Source organism: Arthrobacter sp. 05L417, assembly GCF_056397865.1.
The window spans coordinates 1-21438 of sequence record NZ_JBFTOG010000004.1 but is presented as its reverse complement, the minus strand read 5'-3'; the positions used below and the strand labels follow the sequence as shown (position 1 = coordinate 21438).

15 protein-coding genes and 1 pseudogene are annotated in these 21438 nt (G+C 65.0%); 9 read left to right on the top strand and 7 right to left on the bottom strand.

All coding sequences use genetic code 11. From position 1 onward, the window contains the following. Positions 1-34 precede the first annotated feature (34 nt). Positions 35-976 (bottom strand): DMT family transporter, encoded by a 942-nt coding sequence (locus AC1DJW_RS05170; RefSeq protein WP_476900865.1) that lies wholly within the window; start codon positions 974-976, stop codon positions 35-37. Between AC1DJW_RS05170 and AC1DJW_RS05165 the strand changes: the two genes are divergently transcribed. After that, positions 975-2387 carry an aminotransferase-like domain-containing protein gene (locus tag AC1DJW_RS05165; RefSeq protein WP_284752001.1) on the top strand — a complete coding sequence of 471 codons (1413 nt, stop codon included), beginning with the start codon at positions 975-977 and terminating at the stop codon, positions 2385-2387. The genes AC1DJW_RS05170 and AC1DJW_RS05165 overlap by 2 nt on opposite strands. 78 nt (positions 2388-2465) lie before the next feature. On the opposite strand, the gene AC1DJW_RS05160 is transcribed toward AC1DJW_RS05165, so the two are convergent. The 4 genes from AC1DJW_RS05160 to AC1DJW_RS05145 form a co-directional block, all read right to left on the bottom strand. Further along, a complete protein-coding gene (locus tag AC1DJW_RS05160) occupies positions 2466-3764 on the bottom strand; it encodes an RNA polymerase sigma factor (RefSeq protein ID WP_284752000.1) in 1299 nt (432 codons plus the stop codon). A gap of 312 nt (positions 3765-4076) precedes the next feature. Then, positions 4077-5309, bottom strand: a complete 1233-nt coding sequence (locus AC1DJW_RS05155; RefSeq protein WP_390282120.1) for a DUF4192 domain-containing protein — start codon at positions 5307-5309, stop codon at positions 4077-4079. Between the two features lie 102 nt (positions 5310-5411). Further along, on the bottom strand, positions 5412-6770 hold the full coding sequence (locus AC1DJW_RS05150) for an MFS transporter (RefSeq protein WP_390282122.1): 1359 nt from the start codon (positions 6768-6770) through the stop codon (positions 5412-5414). 35 nt (positions 6771-6805) lie between these two features. Continuing rightward, on the bottom strand, positions 6806-7744 hold the full coding sequence (locus tag AC1DJW_RS05145) for a proteasome assembly chaperone family protein (RefSeq protein WP_390282123.1): 939 nt from the start codon (positions 7742-7744) through the stop codon (positions 6806-6808). Positions 7745-8062: 318 nt separating this feature from the next. Between AC1DJW_RS05145 and AC1DJW_RS05140 the strand changes: the two genes are divergently transcribed. The 5 genes from AC1DJW_RS05140 (at position 8063) to AC1DJW_RS05120 (ending at position 14221) form a co-directional block, all read left to right on the top strand. Beyond that, on the top strand, positions 8063-9583 hold the full coding sequence (locus AC1DJW_RS05140) for a leucyl aminopeptidase (protein WP_459341067.1): 1521 nt from the start codon (positions 8063-8065) through the stop codon (positions 9581-9583). Positions 9584-9818: 235 nt separating this feature from the next. Continuing rightward, positions 9819-11201: a dihydrolipoyl dehydrogenase gene (gene lpdA, locus AC1DJW_RS05135; RefSeq protein WP_284751995.1), complete on the top strand. Its 1383-nt coding sequence runs from the start codon at positions 9819-9821 to the stop codon at positions 11199-11201. A gap of 107 nt (positions 11202-11308) precedes the next feature. Further along, entirely contained in the window at positions 11309-13057 is a 1749-nt protein-coding gene (sucB, locus tag AC1DJW_RS05130; RefSeq protein WP_459343128.1) for a 2-oxoglutarate dehydrogenase, E2 component, dihydrolipoamide succinyltransferase, read from the top strand. Between the two features lie 168 nt (positions 13058-13225). After that, a complete protein-coding gene (locus tag AC1DJW_RS05125) occupies positions 13226-13579 on the top strand; it encodes a hypothetical protein (RefSeq protein ID WP_284751993.1) in 354 nt (117 codons plus the stop codon). Positions 13580-13792: 213 nt separating this feature from the next. Continuing rightward, a complete protein-coding gene (locus AC1DJW_RS05120) occupies positions 13793-14221 on the top strand; it encodes an OsmC family protein (RefSeq protein WP_284751992.1) in 429 nt (142 codons plus the stop codon). A gap of 85 nt (positions 14222-14306) precedes the next feature. Here AC1DJW_RS05120 and AC1DJW_RS05115 read toward each other — a convergent pair whose 3' ends face one another. Continuing rightward, on the bottom strand, positions 14307-17828 hold the full coding sequence (locus AC1DJW_RS05115; protein WP_476900864.1) for a S41 family peptidase: 3522 nt from the start codon (positions 17826-17828) through the stop codon (positions 14307-14309). A gap of 83 nt (positions 17829-17911) precedes the next feature. Here AC1DJW_RS05115 and AC1DJW_RS05110 point away from each other — a divergent pair, with 83 nt between their 5' ends. After that, the gene (locus AC1DJW_RS05110) at positions 17912-18811 is read left to right on the top strand and encodes a TIGR01777 family oxidoreductase (RefSeq protein WP_459343126.1); all 900 of its coding nucleotides are present in this window, start codon (positions 17912-17914) and stop codon (positions 18809-18811) included. Positions 18812-18815: 4 nt separating this feature from the next. Here AC1DJW_RS05110 and AC1DJW_RS05105 read toward each other — a convergent pair whose 3' ends face one another. After that, a complete protein-coding gene (locus AC1DJW_RS05105; RefSeq protein ID WP_476900978.1) occupies positions 18816-20399 on the bottom strand; it encodes a serine/threonine-protein kinase in 1584 nt (527 codons plus the stop codon). A gap of 224 nt (positions 20400-20623) precedes the next feature. Between AC1DJW_RS05105 and lipB the strand changes: the two genes are divergently transcribed. Both lipB and AC1DJW_RS05095 read left to right on the top strand, forming a co-directional pair. Next, positions 20624-21292, top strand: a complete 669-nt coding sequence (gene lipB, locus AC1DJW_RS05100; protein ID WP_476900863.1) for a lipoyl(octanoyl) transferase LipB — start codon at positions 20624-20626, stop codon at positions 21290-21292. Then, positions 21289-21438: pseudogene (locus tag AC1DJW_RS05095) on the top strand (lipoyl synthase); the annotation flags it as partial. The gene lipB and the pseudogene AC1DJW_RS05095, both read left to right, overlap by 4 nt.

Genomic DNA, 21438 nt, shown 5'->3' with positions numbered 1-21438 from the left:
TATGTGACGTGCGGTTTTGGGGTTCTGTTGGGCTTCAGCGGCTTTGTTCCGCGGGCTGCGGATTGAGCCGGACCCGGACAGCGACGCCGGCGCAGACGATGACAGCCAGCCCACCGATAATCGTGGCCCAGCCCAGGGATTCGCCGAGCAGCAGCCCTGCCCAAAGAATGCTCAGCACGGGCTGGATGAGTTGTACCTGGCTGACCTTGGCCATGGGTCCAATGGCGAGGCCTCGGTACCAGGCGAAGAAGCCGAAGAACATGCTGACGACTCCGAGGTATGCAAAAGCAGCCCACTGGACCGGCGAGGCTGACGGCGGCTGCTGGGCCATGGAGAGCGCTGTCAGGCCGTCCATCAACGGCAACGCCAGGACAAGCGCCCAAGATACGGTCTGCCATGCACCTAGTTCGCGGGCGAGCAGCCCACCCTCCGCGTAACCGATCGCCGCGGCAATGACAGCACCGAGGAGCAGCACATCCGCCCAGTTGAGTTGCCCGAACCCACCGGACTGGGCAAATGCGAATGCAATGGCCGCAACGGCCCCTACGGCTGTGACCAGCCAGAAAGCGACAGGCGGATGCTCACGCCCGCGAAGCACTGCGGCGGTTGCCGTTGCTGCCGGCAGCAGGGCGATGACGACGGCACCATGACTGGCCGGCGCCGTCGTCAGCGCGAACGACGTGAGCAACGGAAAGCCGATAACAATACCGGCGGCGACCACCGCGAGCCGCGCCCATTGCTTGCCTCGCGGAAGGCGCTGCCTGGTGAGCGAGAGGGCGAATGCAGCGAGTATCGCCGCGACGACGGCACGGCCGGAGCCGATGAACAGGGGCGACAAGCCACCAACCGCCACACGGGTGAAGGGAACGGTGAACGAGAACGCCGCTACTCCCAGGAGGCCCCACCAAAGGCCCGTGGCGGAGCTGGACGGTATCACTGGGCGAATAAGCGTAGTAGCGCTACTATTGTCTCTCATGAACAACGATAGCAGTTCCAGGATTGCGGCGCGACTGCGTGAATGGATCGCCCGGGCCGCGCCGGGATCCCGCTTGCCGTCCACACGGTCTCTCGTTGCCGAGTACCAGGCCAGTCCCGTGACGGTGCAGAAAGCCTTGCAAGCGCTCACTTCGCAGGGCTTGATCGAGAGCCGGCCCGGCGTCGGGACCTTCGTACGAGCCGTCCGGACGGCCCGCCCCTCGGACTACGGCTGGCAGACTGCGGCGCTCCGAGCACCGCAGGCGCCTCCCCGCTCGGCCTCTAGCACGATGCGCAACACCTCAAATGACACCATCGCCTTCCACTCCGGATACCCTGACCGCGAACTCCTGCCGGAGCGGCTTGTGCGGGCCGCTCTCGCCCGGGCGGCCCGGGGCGATGCTGCTTTGTCCCGGCCACCCGCTGCAGGGCTTCCCGAGTTGCAGTCCTGGTTCGCGCACGAACTCGGCACCGCGACGCCGGCAGGGCTCACCCCGCCGACACCGAGCGACGTCATCGTGCTGCCGGGTAGCCAAGGCGGCCTCAGCTCCATCTTCACCGCGTTGGTCGGCCATGGGCAGCCCCTCCTGATGGAATCCCCGAGCTACTGGGGAGCCATCCTGGCCGCGACGCAAGCCGGAGTCCGCATCGTCCCGGTGCCCAGCGGAGCCGATGGGCCGGACCCGGAAGAATTGGCCAGGGCCTTTGAGGAGACGGGCGCACGGTTGTTCTACGCCCAGCCGAACTATGCCAATCCCACCGGAGCGCAATGGTCCACCCGTCGGGGTGAGGAAGTCCTGGACGTCGTCCGGGAGTACGGCGCGTTCCTCGTCGAGGACGACTGGGCCCACGACTTCGGCATCACGTCGACGCCCGTTCCCATCGCCGCACGTGACGACTCCGGCCACGTGGTCTATCTACGTTCCCTCACGAAAAGTGTTTCACCCGCCATCCGCGTTGCCGCCGTCATCGCGCGCGGCCCCGCCCGCGAACGCATCCTTGCGGACCGCGCGGCCGAGTCGATGTATGTCAGCGGATTGCTGCAGGCCGCGGCACTCGATGTCGTCACACAGCCGGCCTGGCAGACGCATCTGCGCAGCCTCCGCCATCAGCTCCAGTCACGCCGCGACCTCCTTGTCACGAGCCTGCGCGAGCACGTGCCGCAGGCGCACCTCAGCCTCATCCCCAAGGGAGGGCTGAACCTCTGGGCACGCCTGCCCGACGGCACGGACCTCGAAAAGCTGACCCGTGATTGCGAGAGCGCCGGGGTGATGATCGCGGTCGGTACCGAATGGTTCCCGGCCGAATCGGCGGGCCCGTTCATCCGTCTCAACTACGCAGGACCCAACCCCTCCGCCTTCCCGGAAGGTGCCCGCATCCTCGGCCAAGCGCTCGAACGGAACAGCCCTTAGATGCAAAAAGTGGACCCCCGGGAATTCCGGAGGTCCACTTTTTTGACGGGCTGTGCCGGTTAAGGCACGTCCCTTGCTTTAGTCAAGGTAGTCGCGCAGGACCTGCGACCGCGAGGGGTGGCGCAGCTTGGACATCGTCTTCGATTCGATCTGACGGATGCGTTCGCGGGTGACTCCATAGACCTTGCCGATTTCGTCTAAAGTCTTCGGCTGGCCGTCGGTAAGGCCGAATCGCATCGCGACGACGCCTGCTTCACGCTCGGACAGGGTATCGAGCACCGAGTGCAACTGCTCCTGGAGGAGCGTAAAGCTCACGGCGTCTGCCGGTACAACGGCTTCGGAGTCCTCGATGAGGTCGCCGAATTCGGAATCGCCGTCTTCGCCAAGCGGGGTGTGCAGCGAGATGGGCTCGCGGCCGTACTTCTGGACTTCAACGACCTTCTCGGGAGTCATGTCCAGTTCGAGGGCCAGTTCCTCAGGCGTAGGTTCACGTCCAAGGTCCTGCAGCATCTGGCGCTGAACGCGTGCCAGCTTGTTGATGACTTCGACCATGTGCACGGGGATGCGGATGGTACGGGCCTGGTCAGCCATGGCGCGGGTGATGGCCTGGCGGATCCACCATGTGGCGTAGGTGGAGAACTTGAAGCCCTTGGTGTAATCGAACTTCTCCACTGCACGGATCAGGCCCAGGTTGCCTTCCTGGATGAGGTCCAGGAACAGCATGCCGCGGCCGGTATAGCGCTTGGCCAGGGAGACCACAAGGCGCAGGTTGGCTTCGAGGAGGTGGTTCTTGGCCCTCTTGCCGTCGTGGATGATGAACTCGAGCTCACGCTTGAGCTTCGGGTCCATGGAGCCGTCATCGGCGTTGATCTTCTCTTCGGCGAAGAGGCCGGCTTCAATGCGGAGCGCAAGGTCGACTTCCTGCTCCGCATTCAGCAGGGCAACCTTGCCGATCTGCTTCAGATAGTCCTTGACGGGGTCGGCCGTGGCGCCTGCAGACATGACCTGCTGGACAGGCGCGTCGTCGTCGTCGGCATCCGAGTAGACAAAGCCGGAACCGGTCGCGGCCGGCTTCTTGCCCTCTTCGCCTTCTTCGACTTCCTCAGTGAGCTCTGCTTCGTCGGGAACGACGGCGTCAAAATCCTCGACTTCTTCTTCGGAGTCCTCGTCGGCGCCGGCGGACTTGTTGGCTGCTTCGGCAGCGGCCTTGGCGCCGGGCTTGGGCCCGCGCTTCTTGGGTGCCGGCTTCTCTGCACCTGCAGTCGAAGTGTTGGCAGCACGCGTTGCCGCACGCTTCGCAGCTGGAGCCGCCTTCTTTTCTTCGGCGGACAGTTCGGCCAGGGCGGCGGGTTCCTTCTCGGCGGAAGACGGGGTCACAGAAAACCTTTCTAGCGGCGGTCTGTGGAATCACCATGGGGGCAACACCACTATGACCCTGTCAAGTCCGCTGTAACATCAAGTGCCATCGCCGACCGCAGAGTCTTTAGGTAAAACTCCCGACGGCGCCTTAATGTTCCCTGAATTCAGGGGACGTTTACGGCACTTGAAACACGGACCCAACCGGGTCTCGGCAACCATTGTCTCACGGTTTTGAATTCTGGGGGTCGATATCCCGCTACCGCGCGGACAATTACGTACCGCACGGATTTCCCTCATTGGCACGCTCCGGAGTCACCTCCAGGCTTCGGGTCACGCCACCTCCCCGCCGAACTTCCGCCACGCGGACGACTTGCTTTTGGCCCAGCCGCACACCGTTCCGCGCCTCACCACCTCGGCAAGCAGCTCCGCGAGCCGATAGCCCTGGTGTTCACCTTCGGCATGCGAAAGGAGCTCGTCGGCGAACGAACCGCTCCCCCGGCACCACTGAATCCATCCCCGGATCGTGAGCGCAGCGGCGCGTGCCTCCCCACCGCCGTGACGGGAGAGGCTCGCCAGAACCTGGTCCAGGCTCGTCAACCGGTTCCAGTCAGGGTTCTCCGGGTAGAGCCCCAGCAGCACGTCTCCATAACGCAAGACACTGAGATCCTCCGCCTCAGTCGGCTTGCCGGCCACCGCCGGCGACGGGGAACGGAGCCCCGGCGGAATGACCAAGGCATCCTCTTCATCGCCCTCTCCATCGTCCACATGGTCAAAGAAGCCGAAGGCTTCCGCGCCGCCGCACGCGACAGCTTTCCCGGCAGCAGCCAGGACCACCACGGCGTCCCGCCAGGCGGGGACCCGCAGGCTCGCCCGGAGGAACGCCGCAGCCTCGCCGTCGAACTCCCCTCGACAGCTCGAATCGAGGACCCACGTCCACACATCCAGCATTTCTGCGAATGCCTTCCGGCTCCGCCACCGCCGGAGCAACTCCTCAAGCACGGCGGCTTCCACTCGCATAAACTCCGGATCATGGACAGGTTGGTCCCCTGGCCCCAGCAACCGGGGCGATTTCCTGACGTTGCTTCCCCTGAACACCATTTCCGCGTTGAGCCGGCTGTCCAGGATCTGGTCCACGGGACGCCCGGGAAGAGGACAGCATTCCAGGTCGGTGCAGAATGCGCTCCGCCAGTAGTCGGAGCCGATGAACCAGGCATCCCGCAGCGCCACGCCTCGGTGGGCCAGGACGGGGTCCAGGGCCTCCAGGAGCCGCAAGTGGCCGCGCATGACGCCGTCATCGTCCCAACCGTCGTCGCTGAAGATTGCCAAAAGCACGCCGTCTGCGTCAGGGTCCGCTTCCAGATACTCACCGATCCTCCGTGAGTACCCGGCAAGCACACGTTCGGATCTCTCGGGAGGAAGGTCCAAACGGAGGGTGGCACCAAGCGTCTGCCCGCGCATTGTGATCGCGACGAGGCTCTCCTTCGGCCAAAGTCCCAAGGCGTGGGGAATGAAGCCGAGGATGTCCTCGGGCCGGGAGATGGTCACACGGTTGTCTGCTGTCATGAATCCAGCATCGGCATCAAGAGCGGGCGACGGCAGGCCTCAATTGCCGTATGTGGACAAAGGTGTCCGTCAGTGCCTGTGGAGGAACACCGCGGAAGCAGGCTACGGCGTGGAGCTTCGCTGCTTTGCGAGCCGTTCGCGGCGCAAAGCCACGCGGCGCCGGCGCTGGTTCGCCAGCGACACGAGGAGCGGCGGGACGTGTACGCCCTGGGCCGCCATCTGGCGGCGTACTTTGCGGCGGGTCATGAGGATCAAGACCGTACCCACGAGCAGGAACACGAACTGCACGCTCAATGCGATGCGGAAGGACGCCAGGCCGTACAGCTCCCCGCCCGAGAAACCGCTGGTATGGAGAATGTCGAGGATGAGCCCCACCAAGTAGATCGTCAGGAGCGCCGCAACGAAGCCGCCCACGTTGACGATTCCCGTGGCGGTACCGATCCTGTGGGAAGGATTGAATGTCCGGGCAAAATCGAATCCGATCATGGACCCGGGACCACCGATGGCCAGGGCGACCACCAGCAAGCCAAGCAACCACAGGGGCGCCCTGCTCGGCAACAGCAGGACCGCAGCCCAGGCAAGGGCGGTAGCCGCCGTAATCAGGAGGACCATGGCCGAGCGCCGCATCGGGTGCCGGGCCACGAAGGTTCCAAACAAGGGCCCCACAAGAATGCTGGTGACGACGAACAGCCCCATCAGGGCTGACACGGTGGCCGGGTTCAGGCCCTGCGCCGACACCAGGAACGGGTAGCCCCAGGACATGGCGAAGACGTTACCGCTGAACTGGACAGTGAAATGGCACCAAAGTCCCAGACGCGTCCCGGGCTGCCGCCATGCACGGGCCAGGGTCACCCCTGTGGCGCGTAGCCCTTGGGCGCTCTCCCGGGGCGGGTGACCCGGCGGAACGTCCCTGAGCAAGGCGAGGACAAGGACGACCGCAAGCGCGGACAACGAGCTCAACGCGAGGAAGGCCGTATTCCAGCCGGCCGAATGAAGGACCAGGGCGAACGGCACCACACTGATGAGCTGGCCGAGCTGGCCCGACATTCCGGTCAGCTGTGTGACGAGCGGAACCCTTGCCGGCGCGAACCAGATCGGCACGAGGCGGATCACGGAGACGAAGGTCATCGCATCACCGGCGCCTACGAGAACCCGGCCGAGTACGCCCGCCGGAACAGCGTCGGCATAAGCCAACTGGAGTTGGCCGAGGCCCATGAGCACGGCACCGCTGGCAATCATGGCGCGCGAGCCGAACCGGTCAACCAAGAGTCCGACCGGTATCTGGAGGCCCGCATAAACCAGCAGCTGAAGCACAGTGAAGAAAGAAATAGCCGCCGCGCTGGCATGGAACCGTTCGGTAGCCTCCAGTCCGGACACACCAAAGGATGTGCGCTGGGCGACTGCCACGAGGTAGGCAAGCACCCCTATCGTCCAAATGAGCCAGGCGCGGGGTGCGTTCACCCTTCCATTATGCCCGGGGCTGCATTAAAGCTGCTTTATGGGCGCGCATCTTTACGCGCGAGATACGCCTCAACCGCCGCGCCCAGGTCCTCGGCGTTGGGCAGTTCGTCGTTCTCGTCGGCGAGCAGGGAACGGCGCACGGTTCCCTCGGCCTTGTCGTCGTAGCGGGACTCCAGCTTTGAAACCACCTGTTGGACGTCCTCGGATGCTTCCACTTGTTCTGCGATCTGCCTGCCCACTTCCCTGCCGGCCTCACGAAGGCGGTCCGTCGGCAGCATCAGGGACGTGGCCGCCCCCAGGTATTCCAGTCCCGCCACCGCAGCGGGCGGGTACTCGGCATCCGCGAGGTAGTGCGGAACGTGGATGACGTACCCGGCCACTTTCCGCCCGGCTTCGATGAGCCTCAGTTCCAGGATGTGGCCAATGGCCGAAGGAACCTCGACAGTCGGCTTCCATGTGGAAATGCCCTCGATGAGTTCCGGGCGGTTTCCGTGCACGGTTACGCCGACCGGGCGGGTGTGCGGAACCGGCATGGGAATGGAGTGGATCCAGGTCACCAGGTTGACGTCCAGTTTCTCCACGATCCCGACGACGGCGCGCGCGAAACGCTCCCATTGGAGGTCCGGTTCAAAACCGGCAAGCAACAGGAACGGCTCGCCCAAGCCGTCATTCAGCTTGTAAAGCGCCAGTTGGGGTGCTTTGTAGTCCTCAAGGTGGTCTTCGACAAAGCTGATGTGGGGACGGCGCGTGCGGTAGTCGATGAGCTGGTCGGCGTCGAACACAGCCACCGTTTCGACTTCGAGCGTATCCAGCAGTTCCCGGTTGATCTGCTGGACCACGTGGCCGGCATCAGCGAATCCCGTGAAGCCCATCAGCATGTTGAGGCCCCTGATTTCCGGGCTGTGGAAGAGCTCGATGTTGCTCGCGTAGAGCGACTCAGGGTCAAGGAGTGAGCCGGAAATCCGTTCAAACACGGCATGTTCCTTTCGCAGTTTCAAATTCTTGGAGGAGCAGGCGGCTGCACACCGCGGCACATGCCTCGGCGGCCTGCCACGCTCCATGTATTGGTACAACGCCCCGGACGGGCCGCGCATTCCTGTCGGCCAATGTGCCGCAACTCTCATTTAATTGCTTTCCGGCGCGGCAGACAGACTACGATCGAGACGTGCCGCCGTGCGCGGACCCAAGCAACCACGGACGTTGTCACAAGCGGACAACGGACGGGTACCAGGGCCGGGCGCCTAACATGCAGCCCGGCCAAGCCATGCAGAGAGAGATGAGGACAAATCCTCGTGGTGAAGACTACAGACATCACCCTTGGCACTATCGCCAAGGACCTGAAGAAGTCGCCCAGCGACGCACTCGTGATAGCCGTCGGACAGGGGGAAGGCGGACCGGTACTGCTCGGGAACCCGCTGGGGGCGAAGGCCGCGGAAACCCTCGCGGCTTCTTTGGGCCTCCTCGGCATCACGGGAGCAGCCGATCAGGTACACCGTCTGCCGGGTCTTCCGGAGACCGGTTCGGGCGTCCTCGTCCTGGCAGGTGTCGGCAAGGTCGCCGACGACGCCCTCCTCGCAGAGGAAACCCTGCGCCGGGCCGCAGGATCGGCCGTCCGCCAATTGGCCGGTTTGTCGTCCGTGACGCTGGCCCTCCCGACGGCGTCCCTCGCCGACGTCGCGGCCGTCGCCGAAGGCGCTGTGCTGGGTTCCTATTCCTATACGGAGCACCGCTCCAGCAAGGATGGCCTCAAGGATCCGGTCGGCAAGGTCCTGATCCACACGGCATTTGACGGCAAGGATCTCCAGCCCGCGCTCGATCGGGCATTGCTCGTCGGACGCGCGGTCAACGCCACCCGCACCCTGGTCAACCAGCCTCCGAGCCACCTTTACCCGGAGTCCTTTGCCGAAGCTGCCAAGGAACTCTCCAAGGGTTTGCCCGTGAAGGTAACCGTGTGGGACGAAAAGCGCCTCGAAAAGGACGGTTTCGGCGGAATCCTTGGCGTTGGAAAGGGTTCAACCCGCCAGCCCCGCCTCGTCAAGGTGGAATATTCCCCGGCCAAGGCCACCAAGAAGATCGCTCTTGTCGGCAAGGGCATCACTTTTGACACGGGCGGCATTTCCATCAAGCCGGCCCTCGGCATGGGCGACATGAAGAGCGACATGGCGGGCGCCGCCGTCGTACTTAATACTGTCCTGGCAGTCGCGGGACTCGGGTTGCCCGTCAAGGTGACCGCGTGGCTCTGCATCGCCGAAAACATGCCGTCCGGCGCTGCACAGCGGCCGGCAGACGTCCTCACCGTGTACGGCGGCAAGACGGTCGAGGTCCTTAACACCGATGCCGAGGGACGTTTGGTCATGGCGGACGGACTGGTCGCGGCGAGCCTCGAGCAGCCGGATGCCATCATCGACGTCGCGACTCTGACAGGCGCCCAGCTGATCGCCCTCGGCGACCGCACTGCCGGTGTCATGGGTTCCGACGCCGTCACGGGCGCCCTCAAGTCCGCGGCAGACCGCGCGGGCGAGCTCATCTGGCCGATGCCGCTGCCGGAAGAACTGCGGGCAAGCCTCGACTCGCAGGTTGCTGACATCGCCAACATCGGCGAACGCCATGGCGGAATGATGACCGCGGCCGTGTTCCTGCGAGAGTTCGTCGGCAAGGATGCCGAGGGCAAGCAGATCCCCTGGGCACACGTCGACATCGCCGGCCCGTCCTTCAACAACGGCAGCCCCTACGGCTACACGCCCAAGCAAGGCACCGGCTGCACCGTCAGGACGCTGCTCGCCTACGTCGAAGACGTGCTGGCGTCGGCCTAAGCAAGTCCCCAAGTGGGGCCGGTTTATGACCGGCCCCACGGCCCGACGTGAGTCTGGCCACAAGCGCCCCACAAAAGCCTCGGCAGGGTGGAGCATGGATAAGTGGTTCGCTAAGGTGAACCACGGTAGTCACAAATGCAAGAGAACTTCGGTGCTGGCATAATCGCGGCAGTACAAGTTCCAAGACCAGATGACGCGTAGTCGCGTGTCATCGCTCACGCGAGGGAGCGTCCTAGTGGCCGATCAGGCAACTGCGCAAGAATTCGACATCCTGGTACTCGGTGGCGGCAGCGGCGGCTACGCCACGGCTCTGCGTGCCGTTCAGCTTGGTTTCACCGTTGGTCTCGTCGAGAAGGGAAAGCTCGGCGGCACCTGCCTGCACAACGGGTGTATCCCCACCAAGGCACTGCTGCACTCGGCCGAACTGGCCGACCACGCACGCGATTCCGCCAAGTACGGCGTCAACGTCACGTTGGACAGCATCGACATCACAGCCGTGAACTCTTACAAGGACGGAATCGTCGCCGGTAAGTACAAGGGCCTGCAGGGACTCATCAAGTCCAAGGGCATCACGGTCATCGAAGGCGAAGGCAAGCTGCAGGGCACCGACACCGTCGTCGTGAACGGCACAGCCTACAAGGGCAAGAACATCGTCCTGGCCACGGGTTCCTACTCCCGTTCCCTCCCCGGCCTGGAAATCGGCGGCCGCGTCATCACGTCCGATGAAGCGCTGACCATGGACTACATCCCCAAGAGCGTCATCGTCCTCGGCGGCGGCGTCATCGGCGTCGAATTCGCTTCCGTGTGGAAGTCCTTCGGCGTCGACGTCACCATCGTCGAGGGCCTCCCCTCCCTCGTTCCCAACGAAGACACCGCCATCGTCAAGAACCTTGAGCGCGCCTTCAAGAAGCGCGGCATCAAGTTCAGCACCGGCGTCTTCTTCCAGGGCGTCGAGCAGGACGACAACGGCGTGAAGGTCACCTTGGTCGACGGCCAGACCTTCGAAGCCGATCTTCTCCTGGTTGCCGTAGGCCGTGGCCCCGTCACCGCCAACCTCGGTTACGAAGAGGCAGGCGTCACCATCGACCGCGGCTTCGTCATCACCAACGAACGCCTGCACACCGGCGTCGGCAACGTCTACGCCGTCGGCGACATCGTCCCGGGCGTTCAGCTGGCCCATCGCGGGTACCAGCAGGGCATCTTCGTCGCCGAAGAGATCGCCGGCCTGAACCCCGTGGTCGTCGAAGACGTGAACATCCCGAAGGTCACCTTCTGCGAACCTGAAATCGCCACCGTTGGCTACACCGAAAAGGGCGCCAAGGAGAAGTTCGGCGAGGACCAGGTCCAGACCCAGGAATACAACCTGGCCGGCAACGGCAAGAGCTCCATCCTGGGCACCGGCGGCATCGTGAAGGTCGTCCGCCAGAAGGACGGTCCCGTCGTCGGTATCCACATGATCGGTTCCCGCATGGGCGAGCAGATCGGCGAAGCACAGCTGATCGTCAACTGGGAAGCACACCCGGAGGACGTGGCCCAGTTCATCCACGCACACCCGACGCAGAACGAGACCCTGGGCGAAGTCCACCTCGCGCTGGCAGGCAAGCCGCTCCACGGCTAAGTCTTTACGCAAGACACCCGGTCCTGCGCCCGCACGAACTGCGGGCGCAGGACCCCAGCAGGCAACACTCATCCGCACTAAAGATCAATAAGGAGAACGGGGACGACATGTCTGAATCCGTTAACTTGCCCGCCCTTGGTGAAAGCGTCACCGAAGGCACCGTCACTCGCTGGCTCAAGCAGGTTGGTGACCGAGTGGAAGTCGACGAGCCCCTGCTCGAAGTTTCCACCGACAAAGTAGACACTGAAATCCCGTCTCCTATTGCCGGCATCATCGAAGAAATCCTCGTAGCTGAAGACGAGACAGCCGAAGTCGGCGCTCCCCTGGTTCGGATCGGCAGCGGCAGCAACGGCGCTGCCGCGCCTGCAGCCGCACCGGTGGAAGAAGCACCGGCAGCTCCGGAACCAGCACCGGCCCCTGAAGCCGCGCCGGCTCCCGCAGCTGCGCCGGCTCCCGCAGCCGAAGACGCCCCCGCCCCCGCCGCAGCTTCCGGTGAGGCATCGGGTCACGACGTGACTCTCCCCGCCCTGGGCGAAAGCGTCACCGAAGGCACCGTAACCCGCTGGCTCAAGGCCGTCGGCGACACCGTCGAGGTGGACGAGCCGCTCCTCGAGGTCTCCACCGACAAGGTCGACACCGAGATCCCCTCCCCCGTGGCCGGCACTTTGCTCGAGATCCGCGTCAACGAGGACGACACAGCCGAGGTCGGCTCCGTTCTTGCCGTCATCGGCTCCGGGGCGCCCGCCGCGGCAGCACCGGCACCCGCGGCTGCACCGGCACCCGTAGCAGCAGCACCCGCCGCAGCGGCACCGGTTGTTGAATCCGTACCGGCACCGGCGGCCCCCGCACCAGCAGCAGCACCGGCTGCCGCGGCGCCCGCAGCTCCGGCGCCGGCTGCCGCACCCACAGCGTCTTCGACCGAGTCGGGCTACGTCACCCCGCTCGTCCGGAAGCTTGCCAACCAGAACGGTGTCGACATCACCACCGTGGCGGGCACCGGCGTCGGTGGCCGTATCCGGAAGCAGGACGTGCTCGCCGCGGCCGACGCAATGAAAGCAGCAGCCGCCGCACCCGCCCCGGCAGCTCCCGCAGCCCCGAGCAAGCCTGCTGCCGCCCCCGTGGCGGCCTCCTCGCTCCGCGGAACCGTGGAGAAGGCTCCCCGCATCCGCCAGGTCATCGCCCGCCGCATGCGCGAGTCCCTCGAAACCTCAACGCAGCTGACCCAGGTGCACGAGGTCGACATGACCAAGATCGCCAAGCTCCGCCTCAAGGCCAAGGGCTCCTTCGAGGCCCAGAACGGCGTCAAGCTGACCTTCCTGCCGTTCATCGCCAAGGCCGTGGCCGAAGCCCTGAAGCAGCACCCCAAGCTGAACGCCGCGTACGACGAAGGCAAGCAGGAAATCACTTACCACAACGCGGAACACCTCGCGATCGCGGTGGACACCGACAAGGGCCTGCTGGTCCCGGTCATTTCCGACGCAGGCAACCTGAACCTTGCCGGCCTGGCCGGCAAGATCGCCGACGTCGCCGGCCGTACCCGCCAGGGGAAGATCGGTCCGGACGAGTTGTCCGGCGGTACCTTCAGCATCACCAACATCGGTTCTGTCGGCGCACTGTTCGACACGCCGATCATCAACCAGCCGCAGGTGGGTATCCTCGGCACCGGTGCCATCGTCAAGCGACCGGTCGTGGTTGCCGACGCGAACGGCGATGACTCGATCGCCATCCGCTCCATGATGTACCTGTCCCTGACGTACGACCACCGCCTGGTTGACGGTGCTGACGCCGGCCGCTTCCTCCAGACCCTCAAGGCCCGCCTTGAGGAAGGCGCGTTCGAAGCCGACCTGGGCCTCTAGTACCAGTCATCACGTGAGGGCACGCACCGTGTGACTGCGCTTGAGTCCGCGATCACGACGACGGGAAGGTCCCGACGGGAAACCGCCGGGACCTTCCCGTTTTTCATGCCAGGATATTGCTCCGTGGCTTTGCTACGGCACGTAGAAGATTCTCGCTAAGCTGGAGCCATGACTATCCTCTTCAACGTCCTGCTGTTCTTGCACATCGTCGGCGCAGCCATGATCGTGGGTTTTTGGATCGCCACCATGAAGCAGCCGACCGTTCACCCGCGTCAGCGCGATGGCGCCTTCGTGCAGCTGATCACCGGTGTTGCCATGATGGGAATCCTGCCCATGCTGCCCAATGCCGATCCCAACTACTTCAAGCTCGGCATCAAGTTCGCGATCGGCCTCGCCGTGGCCGTTCTCGCCGTCATTGGCTCACGCAAGGTCAAGAAGGGCGAACCGGTCTCTACGGGATTGGCCCACGGCGTCGGCGGCCTGGCTTTGATCAACATCGCCATCGCCACGATCTGGCAGTAATCCCGGATAATCGCTGGCTGGAGCAAACTGAGCGGCCGCCTGGACCTTTCGTCCGGGCGGCCGTTGCCGCTTAAGCCGTTACCGCTTGAACCGTGGCAGTCACAATCCTCTGAGAGCGGACAAGCGGTGCGCCGCCGCCGTCGACTCCCTAGGATTGAACCCGGTGGCATCCGGTATCCGGATGCCAATTCGCAACGACGCTGAGGAGTGGACATGGCAACAACACGCACCGCACACACCGTATGGAACGGCAACCTGATCGAAGGCGCCGGCAACACCACGCTGGACAGCTCCGGGCTCGGAACCTTCAACGTCACCTGGAAGGCCCGCGCGGAGTCCGCAGAGGGCAAGACGAGCCCCGAAGAGCTGATTGCTGCCGCACACTCGGCATGCTACTCGATGGCCTTCAGCAACGGCGTCGCAGGCGCAGGCTTCACGCCGGAAGAGGTCAACACCAAGGCCGATGTCACCTTCCAGCCAGGCGAAGGCATCACGGGCATCCACCTGACCGTGAGCGCACGCATCCCGGGTGTCTCCGAAGAAGAGTTCCAGCGCCTCGCCGAAGACGCCAAGGTCAACTGCCCGGTATCCCAGGCACTCCGGGCAACGCCGATCACGCTGGATGCCACGCTCGCTTCCTAGCGGCAACACGTCCGAAACCTGTCCAAAAAGCGAGTCCCCGCCTTTCCTTCCGGAAGGGCGGGGACTTCGTCTTGTGGGCCTCCGGCTAGCCCTTTTGCGGCCGCGCGGGCAACGCAGCCGGGCGGAGCTTGCGGTAGCCTGCACGCAGGGGTGGCCGGTCTGTGGGTAGCTCCTGCACCATTTCCTTGAGGGCCCCGATCCCGTACTCCAACTGGGGATCGGTGCCGGCCGCATAGGCGTGGGGCGGGAACACCACTTCGATGTCAGGCTCAACCCCGAAGTTCTCCACGCTCCACCCGATGCCACCGGAGAACCACGTGGCATAGCGAGGCTGGGTCACGCCGGTGCCGTCAGCCAAGGCGAAACGGTTGTCGATGCCCACGACGCCGCCCCAGGTCCGGGTGCCGATGACCGGGCCGATGCCGCGGAGTTTGGACACCTGCGTGATGATGTCACCGTCCGAGCCGGCGAATTCGTCGGCGAGGATAATGACGGGGCCGCGCGGAGCGTGATGCGGATAAGTACGCGGCTTTTCGCCGCGGGGCATGCTCCACCCGGTGACCTTGCGGCCGATCAGTTCAGCCACGAGCTGGGAGGTGTGGCCGCCACGGTTCCGGCGTACGTCGACAATCAAGCCGTCCAGCGCGGTCTCGGTATCAAGATCCCTGTGAAGCTGCGCCCAGCCGTTGGCCATCATGTCCGGGACATGCAGATAGCCGAACTTTCCGTCCGAGGCCTCGCGCACAGTGCGCCTGTTGGCGTGCACCCATTCCTGGTACCGCAAGCGTTCCTCGTCCTTTACCGGAACAACGGCGATCCGCCGCTGCTGGCCGGCCGCCTCGCCGTGCCCAGCGCCATTCAGGAGCGTGAGTTCCACGGTCCGGCCCGCTGCGCCCACCAGTTGTTTGGCGGGAGTACGGTCTGCGGAGAGCCCGACGCCGTCGATCGCCAGGACAACGTCGCCCACCTTCGCGTCGGATCCCGGCCGCGTCAGCGGCGAGTTGGCGAGGGGGTCGGAAGAGTCTCCGGCGAGGATCCGCGTGATCTCCCAGCCGGCCTCCGTGAGCTTGAGGTCGGCGCCGAGCCGGCCCTGTCCATTGCTCCCGGGTTCGCCCACGGCCGCCGGACGCACGTACGCGTGGGAAGTGCCCAGCTCACCGTGCAGTTCCCACAGAAGGTCCACCAAGTCGTCGTGCGAGCCGAGGCGTTCGACGACGGGCCGGTACCGTGCGTGCACCGAATCCCAGTCCTGGCCCGCCATGTCTTCCGTCCAGAAGAAGTCCCGCTGCAGCCGCCACGCTTCGTCGAAGGCCTGCCCCCACACCGCCAAAGGATCCATGACTACCCGGATCCGGTTCAGCTCAACCTTGACGAGCTCGCCCGATTCTTCTTCAACCTTGGTATCGGACGGTACGGCGATAACCTGCTTGTCGTTCACGAAGACCAGTTTCTTGCCGTCTCCGGAAAGTCGGTAACGCTCAACCGCGGAGGCTAGTGTGACCTGCTTCTGCTTCGAAAGCTCGTAGCGGACCAAAGCCGGAGCGGGCGCCTTGTCCTGCACCTTGCCTCGGCCGTCTCCCGTGACACCTGAGAGCGGGGTGTCGAGCCACAGCAATGCGCCGCTGGAAGCCGAAAGCGCCGAGTAGTTGCCCTGCGGCACGGGGACGCCGATGACGCGCAAGGGCAGCCCTTCAAGGTCCACATGGACCCTGACGGTCGCCCCGGCACCATCTCCCACACCGTCCTTCGCGCCGTTCGTCTGTGCGGGTGGTGCGTCTTCATCCTCGTCCAGCAGATCCACTACCGGGCCGAAGGGAGATGGAGTGGCTGCGGCGAGTGCCACGAGGTACGGCTTGATGGGGCTGGGGAACGACAAGTCGAAGGCATGGCCGTCGTAGACGGGATCAAAGCTGCGGTTCGAGAGGAACGCCAGGAATTTGCCGTCAGGAGTGAATGCCGGCGATTCGTCGCAGAAGCGGCCGTCGGTGACATCCACGACGTCTTCCGGGCTGGCGATGTTGACCATGCGCAACTTGCTCCGCGAGCCAAAGGATGTCACAGGCTCGGACCATGCAAGCCATTGCGAGTCCGGCGACCAGGCGAGGCTGTCGATGCTGCCATCCCCCACGCTGACAAGCGGCGACAAGGTGCCGCTGGCAGTGTCGGCCAGGTAGACGTCTCCGAACGCGGTACCCACGGCAAGCCACCGGCCATCGGGACTGGCTTCGAGGGCGCTTGGACGGGCCGCCCTGGGAAAATCGATCCGCAGGAAATCGATCGGTGATTCTTCGGCCCCGCCACTTGTGGTGCTGACAGGGGCGGCCTCAGTATCCGCGGACGCCGTAGCAATATCCGTGTGCGGCTGCGGCACCCGAACCTCGGACGTCGCGGGCTGTCCCGCAATGGCTGATGCCGAGACGGGGCGGGGCAGTTGTCCGGCCGCGGCCTCTTCAGCTTCGTGTGGCGCCGGTACTGCGTCCTTGACTGGCGCCTCGACGGCCGGCCGTGAGAAACGCGGGGCAATCCTCTTGATATAGATGGAATCGACGCCGTCGTGGTCTGCTACATAGGCGATGCGACCGTCAATGAGGGGCCGGGGAAGCCTTGCCCGCACGCCGGGAGTCGCTTCGACCACGCGGGACGGTCCGTCTTTGTGGCGCAGCCAGTGGATGGTTCCGTGGGATTCCACCGCACTGGCCGAACCGGCTGCGTTGGGGAAGACTTCGCCCAAGTGAGCGGCGACTTTGAGGGGAGCGGGCCGCCGCGACTGGGATGCCGAGCCCAGGCTGACGTCCAGCCGTACCGCTTCGGCGTCGGCCTCAAGCGTCGGCAGGATCCACAACTCACCCGCCGATTCGAAGATGACCCGCTTGCCGTCGCTCGCAGCGTGCCGGACGTAGAAGTCCTCGTGATCGGTGTGCCGGCGCAGGTCCGAACCGTCCGGCTGCAGCGAGTAGAGATTCCCGTAGCCCTCGTGGTCCGAAAGGAAGGCGATCCGTCCGCCTACCCACAGCGGGTCCGCGAGGTTCCCGTCGAGCGCGGGAACCAAGCGGGCGAACTCGCCGTTCCCGTCGGCGTCGATCCACAGTTTTCCGGCAGTGCCGCCGCGGTACCGCTTCCACCAGGCAGGCTCGCGGGAAAGCACGCTGGCAAGGACCACGGGACGCTCGTCCCCCACTTCCGGGCCGAATGCCACTGATTCGACGGGGCCGAAGGGAAGCTCGACGGCGGGGCCGCCGTCGAGCGGCAAGGCGTAGGCGTGGGTGTGCCGCCCCTCGGCTTGTTCGAAGGCCGTGGTGACTACGACGTCGCCTGCGGAGGTGAATCCCTTGACCCTGGTGGTGCCGTGGCCGAAGTAGCTCAACTGCCGGTACCCGCCGCCGTCGACATTCGCTGTCACCACCTCGGGAGCGGCCCCCACGATCGTCGTCCAGACGAGCCGCTTGCCGTCCGGGGTGAAGCGGGGATTGCGTGCAGGGAGCTGCTGGGCCGAAATCCGCCACGCGCGGCCTCCGGCCACGGGCGCAATCCAAACGTCGTCTTCGGCCACGAAAGTGATCAAATCACCGTGCAAATGCGGGAAACGGAAGTAGCTGGAGGAGGTCATTGTTCGATCATAGTCAAAGGTGAAGCGAGCCTTTTGAGGCCTGCCGTAATGCCGAAGTGACGCTCGCCATGATGAGATGAGGCATGCGAATCGTGATATCGGGTGCTTCAGGATTCATTGGAACCGCGCTTTCCGCGCGTCTCCTCGGCAGCGGGCACGACGTCGTGCGGTTGGTCCGCCGTCCGCCTGCAGGGGCAAATGAGGCATTTTGGGATCCGGCCGCGGGCCAACTGGATGAGGCGGTACTCGACGGCGCAGGCGCCGTGGTCAACCTCTCCGGGGCAGGCATCGGGGAGCGCCGCTGGAGCAAGGCGCGAGTGCGGGACATCATCGACTCACGCTTGCGGACAACAAGAACGCTCACGGCTGCCATGGGACGGCTGGGCACTCCGCCCGGAACGTTCCTGAGCCAGTCGGCGTCGGGTTACTACGGTTCGTCCCGCGCCGGCCTGCTCCGGGAGGACGCAGGGCCAGGCAAAGGCATGCTGGCCACCCTGTGCGTCGATTGGGAGGCCGCCGCCCATACGGCACCTGCCGGCGTACGGGTGGTGACACCGCGTACCGGGGTGGTCCTCAGCCCTGATGGCGGAGCGTTGGGGCCGCTCCTTCCGTTGTTGAAGATGGGCGTGGGCGGACCGCTGGGAAACGGCCGGCAATATTGGCCGTGGATTTCCCTGGTGGATGAGGTCTCAGCCTTCGAATACCTGCTCAACTCGTCGCTTGAAGGTCCCGTCAACGTGTGCGCCCCCGAAAGCGCGGATGTCAACGCGATCGTTGCGCAACTGGCGGCTGCCCTGCACCGGCCGGCGTTCCTGCGCGTACCCGCCCCGGCCCTGCGCCTCGCCCTTGGCAGCCATCTGGCAGAGGAACTTGTCCTTGCCAACCAGCGCATGGAACCGGCAAGGCTGATGGACTCAGGCTTTGCCTGGCAGCACCCCGCGCTGGCGGACGCCGCCCGATGGGTGGCAAACGGCGGCAAATGAGCCCCTAAGGCTGCTTGGCCAGGATCTCCGTGATCCTCCACGAGCCCCCGCCGCGCTGGAGGACCAGCCTGAGTTCCTGTGGCTTGCCCGGGGGACGCGCCCGGACGGCCGTCCCCGCGGCGTCCCGTTCTTCATAAGCCGAGGTTGCCACCGTGACAGCAACCGTCGCCCGGTCCGGGTCGGGAACGCCTTCCACTCTCACGCTCGTCAAGATGGTGGAAAAGCCCGCGAGAACCAAGCCGGCGCCGATCAATTCGTCCCTGAGCTTTCCATCCGAGGCTGCAGCCGCTGAGCCCTGTACATTGACGAGGTCCAACAACTCGAACTTGCCGGAACTCAACGCTGTGTCCCGGATCGCAGACAGCCCGCTGATGGCTTCCTCCGGTTTTTCGGATCGGATCTGGCCCAGTACCGCCGCGGGAACCCCGTCGAGGACGGTTCCCTGCCGGGTATTGCCCGGTTCGTTCGCGCTCCGGTCTTCCTGGCCAGTCGTCGACGCCGCGCCAAGCGTCGGCGGCCCTGCTCCCGGTCCCAGATCGCCGGCCCACCACACTGTGCCAGCCCACCACACTGCGGCTCCTGATCCGGCGCCCACAACTACCCCGAGGGCGAGCACAAGAGACGCCACCCGCCGTCGGGCGGAAGCCGGAGCTACCGCCCGCCGGTGCCTGTGGCCCACCCCCGGCGGGCGGGAGCGGCTGAAAAGCACCGCGATGCGGGCGCGCTTCGAGCGGCGATCAGAAGCCCGACGCCGGGTCATCAGTTCAGGAACAACCGTCGCATGCACCGACGCAGAAAGGTCCACGGCTTCCGGCGCTGCGCTCCTGTAGATGGCAACACCCAATTCGGCCGCAGAAGGCCGCTGCTCCCCGTCGGGATGGAGCCCGGCCTCGATGGCGACGGCAAGGGCTGTGGGGACCGCGGGCACCAGCAATGTCAGCGGCGGCCGGCGGGCCGCAGTGTCAGGCGCGGAGCCGGTGAGGCAATACCAGCCAAGGGCGGCGAGGGCGTAGGTGTCGCGTTGCGGCTGGAGTTCCGCGGTCCCCGGGGTAATCGGATCAGGATCCACGAATCCGGGGGTTCCGGAGTCTGGGACCCCCGAGGCGTCCCCCACCACGCGGGAAATGCCCATGTCCGAGAGGAGCGGCTTCCCTTGGGCGGTGAAGAGGACATTTCCGGGCGAGACATCGGAGTGTGTCATGCCTTGGCGATGCAGATAGGCCAGGGCATGCGCCAGGGGCGTCAGGATAGTCACCGTCTCGCCCACGCCAAGACGCCCCCTGCTGGACACCAACTGCGCAAGCGATCCCCCGGGGGCGTAGTCCATGACCACGCCCAAGCCGCCGCCAAAGGATCCTGCCAACTCAACGACGCCACGGACCTTCACGAGGTGCTCGTGGTCCAGCCGGGACAGAAGCTGCACTTCACGGAGCAGGGATGACTTGGACTCGCATGAATCAACCATCGGCGGTTTCCGGTCGAGGCATTTCACGGCGAAATTGTTTCCCGACCGCTGCTCCGTTGCGAGCCACACCGTGGCGCTCCCTCCGCGGCCCAGCTCACGGACCGGAAGAAAACCCGGGATCACGGGTTCGGAAGGTTCGGTCCCCTGGGAGGGCACGGCCCCGTCTTGGTCTTGGCCGCTCCCGCCTGGCGAAAAAGTCTCCATGCCTCAACAAATACCGGAAATCGCGGATTGCCGCAGAAGTTATCCACAGGCCAGGGACCGGAGCCCCGCAACCCGGCCGAGTACGACTGAGAGCTTGGCCACAAAATCATGGCCTGCGCCCGGCGGGGTCTAAGCTTGTCCCCATGACTCTTGAGTTTTCACAGCTGGGTCTTGCCCCGGATTTCGTTGACTACATGCAGGGCTGGGATATCCAGCGCGAACTCCACAACAAGGTTGTTGCCGGCGAGAAACCCAGCACCGTCCTGCTCCTTGAGCACGCCGCGGTCTACACGGCAGGCAAGCTCACGGAGGACCACGAGCGCCCGTTTGACGGCACTCCCGTCGTTCCGGTGGACCGTGGCGGCAAATTGACCTGGCACGGACCGGGCCAGCTCATTGCCTACCCCATCCTCAAGTTGAAATACCGTGCCGGGATCCGTGACTACGTCGAGCGTCTCGAAGCCGTCATGATCGCGATCATGGAGGACTACGGGATCAAGGCCACGCGGGTCAAAGGCCGGGCAGGCGTCTGGGTCCTCGCCGACGAAAAGGGTCCGGACCGCAAGATCGCCGCAATCGGCATTCGCGTCCTGGACGGCGTCACCATGCACGGCGTGGCCATCAACTGCAGCAACGACCTCGCGCCCTACGCACAGATCATCGCGTGCGGCATCACCGACGCCAGCGTCACCACCATGTCCATTGAGACCGGCAGGACCATCAATCCGGCCGACATTGCTGAGCGCTTCGTGGAAGAGTTCCGCAAGCACGAAGAAGCACTCGTATCCAGCCCCGAAGGAGCACTCCAGTGACCCTGGCACCTGAAGGCCGTAAGCTGCTGCGCGTTGAACAGCGCAACAAAGCCGTCCCGGTCGAACGCAAGCCCGAGTGGATCAAGGCCAAGGTCCAGATGGGACCGGAATTCGTGGGCCTGAAGAACCTCGTGAAAAAAGAAGGC

Bases quoted from the DNA above. Each gene is read 5' to 3' on its own strand.
- AC1DJW_RS05165 (WP_284752001.1), top strand. From the start codon at position 975: ATGAACAACGATAGCAGTTCCAGGATTGCGGCGCGACTGCGTGAATGG.
- AC1DJW_RS05170 (WP_476900865.1), bottom strand. From the start codon at position 976: ATGAGAGACAATAGTAGCGCTACTACGCTTATTCGCCCAGTGATACCG.
- AC1DJW_RS05155 (WP_390282120.1), bottom strand. From the start codon at position 5,309: ATGACAGCAGACAACCGTGTGACCATCTCCCGGCCCGAGGACATCCTC.
- sucB (WP_459343128.1), top strand. From the start codon at position 11,309: ATGTCTGAATCCGTTAACTTGCCCGCCCTTGGTGAAAGCGTCACCGAA.
- AC1DJW_RS05125 (WP_284751993.1), top strand. From the start codon at position 13,226: ATGACTATCCTCTTCAACGTCCTGCTGTTCTTGCACATCGTCGGCGCA.
- AC1DJW_RS05120 (WP_284751992.1), top strand. From the start codon at position 13,793: ATGGCAACAACACGCACCGCACACACCGTATGGAACGGCAACCTGATC.
- AC1DJW_RS05115 (WP_476900864.1), bottom strand. From the start codon at position 17,828: ATGACCTCCTCCAGCTACTTCCGTTTCCCGCATTTGCACGGTGATTTG.
- AC1DJW_RS05110 (WP_459343126.1), top strand. From the start codon at position 17,912: ATGCGAATCGTGATATCGGGTGCTTCAGGATTCATTGGAACCGCGCTT.
- lipB (WP_476900863.1), top strand. From the start codon at position 20,624: ATGACTCTTGAGTTTTCACAGCTGGGTCTTGCCCCGGATTTCGTTGAC.